Below are 12,613 nucleotides of genomic sequence, written 5' to 3' on the forward strand. Positions count from 1 at the left end.
AGGAGAACCCCATGACATCCACGCCCCGCATTGTCATCATCGGAGCCGGGATCGTCGGCACCAACCTCGCCGACGAACTGGTCACCCGCGGATGGAACAACATCACCGTCCTGGACCAGGGCCCCTTGAACATGCCCGGTGGCTCCACGTCCCACGCGCCGGGCCTGGTCTTCCAGACCAACCCGTCAAAGTCCATGGCGCTCTTTGCCAAGTACACGGTGGAAAAACTCCTGTCCCTCACCGAGGACGGGCAGAGCTGCTTCAACCAGGTGGGCGGCCTTGAAGTTGCCACGAACGAGACGCGCCTGGCTGACCTGAAGCGCAAGCTCGGCTACGCACAGTCGTGGGGCATCGACGGCAAGATCCTCACCCGCGAGGAATGCAAGGAGCTCTACCCCCTGATCAATGAGGAAGACATCCTGGGTGGCCTTCACGTCCCCACCGATGGCCTGGCGCTTGCGGCCCGCGCCGTGCAGTTGCTGATCAAGCGCACCGAAGCTGCCGGCGTGAAGTACATCGGCAACACCGAGGTCACCGGAATTGAGCAGTCAAACCGCCGCGTGACCGGCGTCGAGACCGCCGATGGCGTCATCCCGGCGGACATTGTGGTTTCCTGCGCCGGCTTCTGGGGCGCCAAGGTGGGCGAGTTGATCGGGATGTCCGTTCCGCTCCTCCCGCTGGCACACCAGTACGTCAAGACCACCCCGGTTCCCGCCCAGAAGGGTAAGAACGAACTTCCCAACGGCGCCCAGCTGCCCATCCTGCGCCACCAGGACCAGGACCTTTACTACCGCGAGCACGGCGACCGTTACGGTATCGGCTCCTACGCGCACCGCCCCATGCCCGTGGATCTGGATGAATTGGGCAGCTACGAACCCAGCAGCATCAGCGAGCACAACATGCCCTCCCGCCTGGACTTCACCCTGGAGGACTTCCTTCCCGCATGGGAAGCATCCAAGCAGATCCTGCCGGCACTGCGGGAAAGCGAGATCGAGGATGGCTTCAACGGCATCTTCTCCTTCACCCCGGACGGCGGCTCGCTGGTGGGCGAGTCCAAGGAAGTCGACGGCTTCTTCGTTGCCGAAGCCGTGTGGGTCACCCACTCAGCCGGCATTGCCCGCGCCGTGGCCGAACTGCTGACCACCGGAAAGTCGCAGATCGATCTTGGCGACTGCGATATCCACCGCTTTGAAGAAGTCCAGCTGAACCCGGAATACGTCAGCGAAACATCCCAGCAGAACTTCGTGGAAATCTACGATGTCATGCACCCGCTCCAGCCCAAGCTCTCCCCCCGCAACCTTCGCGTCAGCCCCTTCCATGCCCGCCACAAGCAGCTGGGCGGCTACTTCCTGGAAGGCGCCGGATGGGAGCGCCCGTACTGGTTCGAAGCCAACGCTGAACTGCTCAAGGAAATGCCGGATGACTGGCAGCCCCCGGCCCGTGATGCCTGGTCCGGAATGTTCAGCTCGCCCATCGCCGCCGCCGAGGCATGGAAGACCCGTACGGCAGTTGCCATGTACGACATGACGCCACTCAAGCGCCTTGAGGTATCCGGCCCCGGCGCCCTGAAGTTGCTCCAGGAACTGACCACCGGAGATCTGTCCAAGAAGCCCGGCGCTGTCACCTACACCCTTCTCCTGGACGAGGCCGGCGGCGTGCGAAGCGACATCACGGTGGCCCGCCTCAGCGAAGATACGTTCCAGCTGGGTGCCAACGGCAACATCGACACCGCTTACTTTGAGCGTGCAGCCAGGCACCAGACCGAGAACGGCAGCGCCGGGGACTGGGTCCAGGTCCGCGACACCACGGGCGGAACCTGCTGCATCGGTTTGTGGGGTCCGTTGGCCCGTGACCTTATCGGCACGGTCAGCAACGATGACTTCAGCAATGACGGCCTGAAGTACTTCCGGTCCAAGAAGGTCACCATTGGAGGCGTCACCGTCACCGCGATGCGCCTGTCCTACGTGGGCGAACTCGGCTGGGAGCTCTACACCAGCGCGGACAACGGGCAGCGCCTCTGGGACGCTCTGTGGAAGGCCGGCCAGCCGTTCGGTGTCATCGCCGCGGGACGTGCCGCCTTCAGCTCCCTGCGACTCGAAAAGGGCTACCGCTCCTGGGGCACGGACATGACCACTGAGCACGATCCCTATGAAGCGGGTCTTGGGTTTGCCGTGAAGATGACCAAGGAGAACTTCGTTGGCAAGGCCGCTCTGGAAGGACGCACCGAGGAAGGCTCTGCCCGTCGCCTGCGCTGCCTGACGGTCGACGACGGCAGGAGCCTGGTGCTGGGCAAGGAACCGGTGTTCTATAAGGACCAAGCGGTGGGTTACGTGACCAGCGCCGCTTACGGGTACTCGGTCCGCAAGCCGATTGCCTACGCATACTTGCCCGCTGCAGTATCAATCGGAGACTCCGTGGAAATCGAGTACTTCGGCCGCCGCATCCAGGCGACCGTGACCCAGGATCCGCTGTACGACCCCACCATGAGCAGGCTCCGCGGCTAAAACGCCACGTAGTTCGCCACAGAATGCGGCCCGGGCCCCTTCCTCCTTCGCGGCCGGGAGGGTCCGGGCCGCAGCTTTGCCCCTCAGCCTTCTCCCCCAGTTCAGCCTTCTCCCCAGTTCAGCCAGGACGGCACATGATCAGCTCAGAAACCATCAATGACTACCTCTCCCGGCTTGCCTCACGTCAGCCGACCCCCGGTGGCGGTGCAGCTGCGGCCTTGCACGCGGCACAGGGTGCTGCCTTGGTGGCGATGGTGGCCAGATACACCACCGGACCAAAATATGAGCAGCACGCGGCTCTCGTCGCCAGGATCACCAGCGCAGCCGACCACTTGATCATTGAGGCATTGCGTCTGGCGGACGCCGACGAACACGCTTTCCAGTCCGTTATCGATTCCTACAAGCTGCCATCAGAAACCGGGCAACTCAAGGCAACAAAGACCGCCGCCATCCGGGACGCCCTGGTCCAGGCCGCGCACACGCCTGCCCAGCTCATCAAGGTTTCCGGTGAGGTGGTGGACCTCGCCACCGAACTTTTCGACGTGGCCAACCCCAATGTCATCAGCGACGTCGCAGCGGCAGCAGATGCAGCCCGCGCTGCCGCCACCACTGCCCGGGTCAACATCGACATCAACGTGGTGGCCATCAAAGACACCGCAGCCCGCACGCGTTTGGCGGAGCAGACGGACGGCCTTGAGGACAAAGTTGTCCTGGCCGCCGACGCCCTGGTCAAGCGTGTCCGCGAAAGGATCCTCTCATGACCACTGCAGTTCTTTCCGGTAAGGGACTCGCTTCCCTGATCCGGGAGCAAGCCCAGGATGAGGCCCGCAGCCTTGGCTCCGATGGAACGCGGCCCACCCTCGCTGTTGTGGTGGCCACGGAGGACGAGTCAACGCTCTGGTACGTCCATTCGATCGAGCGTTCAGCAGAACGCGCAGGAATTGGATGCAGGATTGTCGATCTTGGCCACGACGCCAGCGAACAAGCGCTGGCCAGTGTCCTGGCGGATCTCAGCGCGGAGCCAACCGTCCACGGCATCATCCTCCAAACTCCCCTGCCGGCCGCCGTTCGGGCAGACCGGTTGGTGGGGCACATCGCCCCGGAGAAGGACATCGACGGCGCCAATCCCCTCAGCCTCGGCCGCTTGGCTGTGGGCCAACCGGCCTTCGCACCCGCTACTGCGCGGGCGGTGGTGGAACTGCTGGACCACTTTGAAATCCCGGTTGCGGGCCGGAACATCACCGTCGTCGGACGTTCCGCCGTGGTGGGCAAGCCGCTGTCCCTGCTCCTTCTGGAGCGGGACGCGACCGTCACCATCTGCCATTCCAAATCGGGGCCGCTGGAACGCCACACCCGGGCCGCCGACGTCGTGGTTGTTGCCGCAGGGCGCACCGGGCTGCTGAAGGGCAGCGACGTCTCACCGGAGGCGGTAGTGATCGACGTCGGAACAAACGTCCTGCCTGACGGTTCCCTGGTGGGGGACGTCGACGAAGCCAGCGTCACCGGAGTCGCCGCCGGCCTGAGTCCGGTTCCAGGCGGTGTGGGCTCTGTAACCACAGCACTGTTGCTGCTGCACACAACGGAAGCCGCCCGGCAGCAGTCCCCCGCCGCGCTGCTGACTGCTTCCACTTCCCGGATCTGAAGGGTTTCCCATGCATTCCAAAGCTCCGCGCGAGAACATTGATGAGTCAAAGCTGACCGTCAGCAAACCCAAGACCAAGGCTGTGGGCATCCCGGCTGTTGCCAATGCCTTGAAAATTTCCTTGGAACAGATGGGACCGCTGCGAAGCGTCCAGACCTTGCTGGCGGTGAACCAGTTGGACGGGTTCGACTGCATGGGTTGCGCCTGGCCTGAGCATGAGAAGCGCAATGCGGCAGAGTTCTGCGAGAACGGCGCCAAGGCAGTGGCCGAGGAAGCCACCCGACGCCGCGTCACGCCCGAGTTCTTCGCCAAGCATTCCGTTGCCGAGCTCAAGACCCGCGATGATTTCTGGTTGGGCCAGCAGGGCCGGATCACGCACCCGATGTTCCTCGATGAAGGCGCAACGCACTACACGCCCATCGGTTGGGAGGAAGCGTATGACCTCATGGCCGAGGAGCTGCGGGGTATGGACCACCCTGATCAGTCGGTCTTCTACACCTCGGGCCGCACCTCCAACGAGGCAGCGTTCGTGTACCAGCTCCTGGTGCGCGGCATCGGTACCAACAACCTTCCGGACTGTTCCAACATGTGCCACGAGTCCTCCGGCTCCGCGCTGGTGGAAACCATCGGCATTGGCAAGGGCTCTGTCAGCCTGACGGACCTGGAAACGGCATCGCTGATCTTCGTCGCCGGACAGAACCCCGGCACCAACCACCCGCGTATGCTCAGTGCCCTGGAAAAGGCGAAGAAAAACGGCGCGGTCATCGTTTCCGTCAACCCCCTTCCCGAGGCCGGGCTCCTGCATTTCGAGAACCCGCAGCATGTGGCCGGAATGATTCAAGGGACGCAGCTGACGGATGACTTCCTGCAGATCCGGGCCGGCGGGGACCAGGCCCTCTTCCAAGGCCTCGGCAAATATCTGTTGGAAGCCGAAGCCGCCGGACGGAACACCCCGGGCCTGCAAACGGTCCTGGACCACCACTTCATTGACAACCACACCGTGGGCATCGATGACTACCTGCGGTTCCTGGAGAAGGTGGAGTGGGATGACATTGTGGAGGCAAGCGGCCTCACCCTGGAACAGATCCATGCAACCGGTGAGCGGATGCTCGCTTCCAGCGCCACCATTGTGTGCTGGGCCATGGGACTGACCCAGCACAAGCATTCCGTGCCTACCCTCCGCGATGTGGTCAACGTCCTGCTGCTCCAGGGCAACATCGGCAAGCCCGGCGCCGGCGTCTGCCCGGTGCGCGGCCACTCCAACGTCCAAGGTGACCGGACCATGGGCATCTTCGAAAAAATGCCGGAGGCGTTCCACGACCGGCTGGACCAGGAATTCGAGTTCCGCTCTCCGCGGGAGCACGGCTTTGACACCGTCGCAGCCATCCGCGCCATGCGGGACGGGAAAGTCCGGTTCTTCATGGGGATGGGCGGCAACTTCGTCCGGGCCGCCCCGGATTCGGACGTGACCGAGCTGGCCTTGGCCAACACCCGGTTGAGTGTCCAGATTTCCACGAAGCTGAACCACTCCCATTTGTCCACAGGTCGCCGGGCGCTGATCCTGCCCACCCTCGGACGCACCGAGAAAGATACCCAGCGCACCGGGGATCAACGGGTCACCGTGGAAGATTCCATGAGCGCCGTGCACGCATCACGGGGACGGCTCAAACCTGCCAGTGACCACCTCCACTCGGAAGTAGCCATTGTCTGCAACCTTGCAGACAGGCTGTTCAAAGACGGTCACCAACGCCTGCCCAACACGCCCCAGGCTTCCTGGCTGGCCATGCGGGACGACTACACACTGATCCGCAAACACATCGAAGCCGTGTTCGATGGCTTTGAGGACTTTGAAGCGCGGATCCAGCATCCCGGCGGCTTTGTGCTGCCCCATCCACCGCGCGATGCCAGGAAGTTCGACACCGCGTCCGGGAAAGCACATTTCACAGGCAACGAGCTGGAGTTCATCAAGGTCCCGCCCGGCCGGCTGGTTCTTCAAACCCTGCGTTCCCACGACCAGTACAACACCACCATCTATGGCAAGGACGACCGCTACCGTGGCATCCACGGCGGCCGGCGGGTGGTGCTCATCAACGCCGAGGACATCACGGAGCTGGGTTTTGCCGACGGGGACATGGTCCACCTGATCTCCGAATTCCAGGGAACGGACCGCCGGGCGGAGAACTTCCGGCTCGTGGCCTATTCGACGCCCAAGGGGTGCGCCGCAGCGTACTACCCGGAGACCAACGTCCTGGTGCCCCTCGATTCCGTTGCGGACACCAGCGGCACGCCCACGTCCAAGTCCGTGATCATCAGACTGGAGAAAGCCTAGGCGGCGCTGTACAGCATGAGCTGCGTCACCTAGGATGACTGATATATCTATAGAGCATTCACGAAAATATCAGCAGTCCGGTTGTCCGTGAATGGTGCTTCGGTGGCCTGAAACCTGGGGAGGTATTTCTTCACCGAAGCACCACTTTCGGACCATTGGGCAGCAGATTTCAGCAATAGCCAAAGAACAGGGAGTGACCATGTCAGGAAACAGAGCAGTCGCCTACAAGGAACCCGGTGTCGTCGAAATTATTGACACTGACTACCCAACGTTTGAGCTTAAGGACGGGCCGGGCGTCAACCCCGCGAACGTCGGGCGGAAAGTGCCACACGGCGCGATCCTCCGCACCGTGACCACCAACATCTGCGGTTCGGACCAGCACATGGTCCGCGGCCGCACCACAGCTCCACAGGACCTGGTGCTCGGCCACGAAATCACCGGCGAAGTGGTGGAGGTGGGACCCGACGTCGAGTTCATCAAGGTGGGCGACATCGTCTCGGTGCCGTTCAATATCTCCTGCGGCCGCTGCCGAAACTGTAAGGAACAGAAGACCGGCATCTGCCTCAACGTCAACCCTGACCGCCCCGGCAGCGCCTACGGCTACGTGGACATGGGAGGCTGGGTGGGCGGCCAGGCAGAGTTTGTGCTGGTTCCCTACGCTGACTGGAACCTGCTGCGCTTCCCTGACCGCGATCAGGCGCTTGAGAAGATCATGGACTTGACCATGCTCTCGGACATCTTCCCCACAGGTTTCCACGGCGCCGTCACCGCCGGCGTCGGCGTTGGCTCCACGGTGTACGTCGCAGGTGCCGGGCCCGTGGGCCTTGCCGCCGCCGTCGGCGCTCAACTGTTGGGCGCCGCCGTCGTGATTGTGGGCGACATGAACGAGGACCGGCTGGCGCAAGCCCGGTCCTTCGGCTGCGAAACCGTCAATGTGTCCAATGGCGATCCGAAGGAACAGATCGCGCAGATCCTCGGCGTTCCCGAGGTTGACTGCGGCGTGGACGCGGTGGGCTTCGAAGCCCGCGGCCACGGTAAGGACGCCTCCCACGAGGCCCCCGCCACCGTACTGAACTCCCTCATGGACATCACTGCAGCCGGTGGATCCTTGGGCATTCCCGGGCTCTACGTCACCGGCGATCCGGGTGGAATCGACGACGCTGCCAAGCACGGCTCCCTCTCGCTGTCCCTTGGTACCGGCTGGGCCAAGTCCCTGTCCTTCACCACGGGCCAATGCCCGGTCATGAAGTACAACCGCCAGCTGATGATGGCCATCCTGCATGACAAGGTCCAGATCGCCAAGGCAGTCAACGCCCAGGCCATCCCCCTCGAGGACGCTCCGCGCGGCTACGCCGAATTCGACGCCGGAGCGGCAACAAAGTTCGTACTGAACCCCAACGGTTACGTGAAGGCCTAGTACACCACCGGCTCAGTACGCACCACACGGATACCGGGGACTGCGCGGCAAGCATGACGGGAAGGCCGGGCAGTCCCCGGTATCTGTGGTGAGACAGCAGCACCACCCCAGGAAGCGAAGATCCATGCTTACCCAAGAAACCGCCGCCGGCACTTCCGTTTTGCGGCGGCCCGCACCCACCTGGGCTGAAGCCCGGCAGTTGGCCTACCACTGCGGCGGCCCGCTTCCTCCGGTGAACGTCACCCTCCGGGAAGCCATCGGGCGGACCCTGACCAGCGCCGTCACCGCGCAACGAAACCTTCCTCACTATGCGTCGTCAGCCATGGACGGCTGGGCCACCAACGGCAGCGGTCCATGGACCCTCGCGTCGCCAGGGCGGCAACTCTCCGCCGGAGAAGCAAGCGTCATTGCCACCGGCGGGCTCGTACCCGCCGGCGCCACAGCAGTCCTGCGCAAGGAAAGCGGCCACGTTTTCGCGGATGGATCCGGCATCCAATGCCTCACGCTGACACCTGATGCGAAACCGGATGAGGCACGTCCCGGCCGGCACATCCGTCCAGCCGGGGAAGAAGCCACAGCCGGCGATGTCCTCATCCCCGCCGGCACAGACCTCAACCCTGCACACATCGCCCTGGCCGCCGTCGCAGGCCACGACTACCTCCAGGTACAGCGCAAGCCGAGGGCCGCCGTCGTACTGACCGGTTCGGAAGTAGTGACCTCGGGCGAGCCGGGACCGGGACAGGTCCGTGACGCGTTCGGACCGCAACTGGATGCCGTCATATTGCAGTTGGGCGCGGAGCCCGCGGGCCAGCTCAGGATTGGCGACTCGTACGGGGAATGGCTGGCAGCGCTGGGAGATGCTCCTGAGGGCATACCGCCGGACGTCACCATCACCACCGGCGGGACAGGCAAATCCGGGACAGACCATTTCCGCGATGCCATCACCGCGCTCGGCGGCCGGCTTCTCCTGGACGGCATTGCCATGCGACCCGGCCACCCTGCCGTGTTGGCTGAACTTCCAGATGGCCGATTCGTCATCGGACTCCCGGGGAATCCGCTGGCCGCCATGATGGCGCTCATGACCCTGGGCGAACCCCTGCTGGCAGCACTGGGAAACCGGCCTCTTCGGGCAGCCCGCCTGGTGACGTCCGGTGCGGACATCGAGCCTTGTCCAGGGCGGACGCGGCTTATGCCCTGCACTTCCATCCACGACCTCGCGTTCCCCACGTCCCGCACAGGTCCGGGGATGATGCGTGGGCTTGCCTGGGCCGACGGCTACATGGCTGTTCCCCCCGAAGGGGTGGCAGCCGGCGCGCCCGTTTCCGTCTTGCCGCTTCCATGGACAGCTCCCAGCGTATAGATGACGCGAGGCCCCAAGGCGTGAAAGAGTCCGTGCAAAACTCCGTCTAGGATGAGGAACGACGAGCGTGCAGGCCGGACAGCGCTACCAGCCCAGGTCGGCCTGCCTGGACAACGACACGAGGCATCATGGCCGCACGCAGCAACCCGGAGATCGACAAGGACGCAGACGCCCAAGGCGGCGGCGTCCAATCTGTGGACCGCGCGCTCCAGATCCTGGAAATCCTGGCCCGTGAAGGCGATGCCGGAGTCAGTGAAATCGCGGAAGAAATGGGCATCCACAAATCCACCGTGTCCAGGCTGGTGGGCTCCTTGGTCAACCGGGACATCGTCAGGCAGAACAGTGAGCGCGGCAAGTATCAGCTGGGCTTTGGGATCCTCCGGCTGGCGTCTTCCATTCCCGGCAGGCTGAGCGTGGTGCATGAAGCACGGGAAGTCCTGGAGGCGCTGGCGGCCGAGTACAAGGAGACCGTCAACCTGGCCGTCCTGCGATCGAACTATGCCGTCAACGTGGACCAGGCCATGGGACCCTCAACCCTGGCCACCTACGACTGGGTGGGCAGCCTGACGCCGCTGCACGCCACGTCCAGCGGCAAGGTCCTTCTTGCTGCGCTGACCGCCGACGAACGCAACCAGATTCTCAAGGCCGTGGGCCTGCCCGCGCGTACGCCGCGTACCGTCACCAACCGTGGAGAGCTGGAAAAGCAGCTGCTGGACGTGGCCCGCAACGGGTACGCCACTGTCCACGAAGAGTTTGAAATTGGCCTCACTGCCATCGCCGTGCCCATCTTCAACCACGCCGGAAGCGTCATCGCCGCCGTCAGCGTCTCCGGACCGGCGTTCCGGTTCGCACCGGAGGACCAGCCTGGGCTTGTTGAAGGCCTCCGGGAGGCCGGACTGACTATCAGCACCCGGATGGGGTACAGGCGGCGCTAGCACTTCCTTCACCTTCTGGGGACGCGCTATTCGCAACGAAACCCATGATACGCAACGCCCCGCTTCCAGCCAATTGATATATCAATCTGCTGTTAAAGAGCGTGGATCCCTTGACTTTGGATGTGACGGAGCGCACTCTGTTGCATAGCGCGGATGTTGTTGATTCCTGCGGAACACGGCTTGGAGCAGTCAACCGCCCCCGTCCCACGAACCAGAAGAGGTGCATCATCCCTATCGCCTGCCCGCTCCGTGACCGCGCACCCGGGGAGGCGCCACGGCCCGCCATGACCATCGGATCGGAGGAAGACCCAACCTTCCCACCGACCCATTCACCAAGGCCTCGTAGAAATTCAGGCTCATGACACGCCGAGCAAAGGACCCGCTCATGGCTACAAACAGTGACACAAAACCGCTGACACCCGAGGAATTACCTGCCGACGATCACGTTGCAGGTACCCCGGGTGCAGCCAGCCCAACCAACCCCGCCCACGCGGAGAACCCTGAAGCAGTCATCAGAGTCTCCCCCGACGACACCAACCTGGCAGCCCTCAACGCTGAGGACGGAGGCGTAGATCCCCTCTCCGATTCTGTTGAACACGAACAGATCATGGAAGAGCTGCGCCACGCCAAGACCGAGCAGGCCGTCTCTGCCCGCCGGAACCGCAAACTTACCCTCGACAAAGTCACCTTCGGGATCACGGGCGCCATCGCCGTCGCCTTTGTGGTCTGGGGCTTTGTTGGACGGGACAGCCTCTCCGATACCTCCAAGGGCGCCCTGAACTGGGTCATGGAATACACGGGCTGGCTCTTCATGGTCCTCGCCTCATTGTTCGTCGTCTTCGTCCTGTGGCTTGCCCTCGGCAAGTTTGGCAATATCCCGCTGGGCAAGGATGGAGAGAAGCCCGAGTTCCGAACCGTCTCCTGGGTGGCCATGATGTTCGCCGCCGGCATGGGCATCGGGCTCATGTTCTACGGTGTTGCCGAACCGCTGTACCACTACATCTCACCACCACCCGGGACCGTGGACGGCCGCACACCCGCGGCCATCCAGACAGCCATGGCTACCTCGATCTTCCACTGGACCCTGCACCCCTGGGCCATGTACGCAGTAGTCGGCATCGCCATGGCGTACGGCACCTACCGCCTGGGCCGCAAGCAACTGGTCTCCGCAGCCTTCACCTCGCTCTTTGGCATTCGCATGGTGGAAGGGCCGCTCGGCAAGTTCATCAATATCCTGGCCATCTTCGCCACACTCTTCGGAACTGCTGCCTCACTGGGCCTCGGAGCCCTCCAGATCGGCAGCGGCATGACGTCCAACGGCTGGCTGGGCGAAATCGGCACCCCGGTGCTGGTGGTCATCGTCGCCATCCTGACATTCTGCTTCGTGGCATCTGCTGTTTCAGGCATCAGCCGCGGCATCCAGTGGTTGTCCAACATCAACATGGTCCTGGCCGTTGTCCTGGCCCTGATCGTGTTCGTCGCCGGACCCACCTTGTTCATCCTCAACCTGATCCCCTCAGCCGTGGGTGACTACGCCCGGGATCTGGCCGAAATGTCCTCGCGTACCGAAGCTGTGGGAGACGACTCCCTGCGTAGCTGGATGACCAGCTGGACCATCTTCTACTGGGCCTGGTGGATCTCCTGGACGCCCTTCGTGGGAATGTTCATTGCCCGCATCAGCCGCGGCCGCACCATCCGCCAGTTCGTCACCGGTGTCCTGCTGGTGCCGAGCGTAGTCAGCGTGATCTGGTTCGGGATCTTCGGCGGCGCCGCCTTCCACGTGCAGCAGGAAGCGGACAAGGCCGGCACTCCCGGGCTTGTGACCATGGTGGACGGCGCTCCCTCCATCAACTTCGATGGCGCCCTCTTCGACCTCGTCAAGAACCTGGGCATGCCCGGCTGGCTGACAGCAGCCGTCATTGTCCTGGCCATGGTCCTGGTGGCGATCTTCTTCGTCACAGGTGCCGACGCAGCTTCGATCGTGATGGGATCCCTCAGCTCCAACGGTGCTGAGCACCCGCGTCGAGGAGTCGTCATCTTCTGGGGAAGCCTCACCGGCGCAGTGGCAGCGGTCATGCTGCTTGCCGGCGGCGATAAACCATCGGAGGCATTGTCCGGCCTGCAAAGGGTGACCATTGTGGCTGCCCTGCCATTTGTGATCGTCATGCTGTTGCTCTGTTTCGCCCTGGTCAAGGACCTTCGCCGCGATCCCCTGCAACTGCACAAACGTCTGGCCACCTCCGTGGTGGAACGAGCCATCCGGACGGGCGTCGAGCAGCACGGCGGCGTTCAGTTTGACCTCGTCACCAGGCACGACTGCGCTGAAAAATGCACGGATTCCGACTGCTCCGGGGGAACACCTACGGGAACCATCCCCCTGGTTGGCAAGCCACCCCAGGACTCCACCAGCAAGTAACCCGGCTTTG

At 63.5% G+C, this 12,613-nt stretch carries 8 protein-coding genes; all 8 read left to right on the forward strand.

From position 1 onward, the window contains the following. The first annotated feature begins 11 nt into the window (after positions 1–11). The 8 genes from ACIQLI_RS01420 to ACIQLI_RS01455 all read left to right on the forward strand — a co-directional run bounded on the left by ACIQLI_RS01420 (position 12) and on the right by ACIQLI_RS01455 (position 12,603). Positions 12–2,504 carry an FAD-dependent oxidoreductase gene (locus tag ACIQLI_RS01420; protein ID WP_400384265.1) on the forward strand — a complete coding sequence of 831 codons (2,493 nt, stop codon included), beginning with the start codon at positions 12–14 and terminating at the stop codon, positions 2,502–2,504. 134 nt (positions 2,505–2,638) lie between these two features. Beyond that, positions 2,639–3,265, forward strand: coding sequence for a cyclodeaminase/cyclohydrolase family protein (locus tag ACIQLI_RS01425; protein ID WP_400384268.1), 627 nt, complete (start codon positions 2,639–2,641; stop codon positions 3,263–3,265). Next, positions 3,262–4,146: a bifunctional 5,10-methylenetetrahydrofolate dehydrogenase/5,10-methenyltetrahydrofolate cyclohydrolase gene (locus ACIQLI_RS01430; protein ID WP_400384270.1), complete on the forward strand. Its 885-nt coding sequence runs from the start codon at positions 3,262–3,264 to the stop codon at positions 4,144–4,146. Before ACIQLI_RS01425 ends, ACIQLI_RS01430 begins: the two co-directional genes overlap by 4 nt. A 10-nt stretch (positions 4,147–4,156) precedes the next feature. Continuing rightward, a complete protein-coding gene (locus tag ACIQLI_RS01435; RefSeq protein ID WP_400384273.1) occupies positions 4,157–6,475 on the forward strand; it encodes an FdhF/YdeP family oxidoreductase in 2,319 nt (772 codons plus the stop codon). Between the two features lie 199 nt (positions 6,476–6,674). Then, positions 6,675–7,892: a formaldehyde dehydrogenase, glutathione-independent gene (gene fdhA / locus ACIQLI_RS01440; RefSeq protein ID WP_026005570.1), complete on the forward strand. Its 1,218-nt coding sequence runs from the start codon at positions 6,675–6,677 to the stop codon at positions 7,890–7,892. A 124-nt stretch (positions 7,893–8,016) separates the two neighbouring features. Continuing rightward, positions 8,017–9,252: a molybdopterin molybdotransferase MoeA gene (locus ACIQLI_RS01445; protein WP_400384276.1), complete on the forward strand. Its 1,236-nt coding sequence runs from the start codon at positions 8,017–8,019 to the stop codon at positions 9,250–9,252. A 128-nt stretch (positions 9,253–9,380) separates the two neighbouring features. Further along, positions 9,381–10,187, forward strand: coding sequence for an IclR family transcriptional regulator (locus ACIQLI_RS01450; RefSeq protein ID WP_354228687.1), 807 nt, complete (start codon positions 9,381–9,383; stop codon positions 10,185–10,187). Positions 10,188–10,572: 385 nt separating this feature from the next. Continuing rightward, positions 10,573–12,603, forward strand: coding sequence for a BCCT family transporter (locus tag ACIQLI_RS01455; RefSeq protein ID WP_400384279.1), 2,031 nt, complete (start codon positions 10,573–10,575; stop codon positions 12,601–12,603). Positions 12,604–12,613: the final 10 nt, after the last annotated feature.

Source organism: Paenarthrobacter sp. NPDC091669 (assembly GCF_044756725.1).
Taxonomy (GTDB): Bacteria; Actinomycetota; Actinomycetes; order Actinomycetales; family Micrococcaceae; genus Arthrobacter; species Arthrobacter bambusae_C.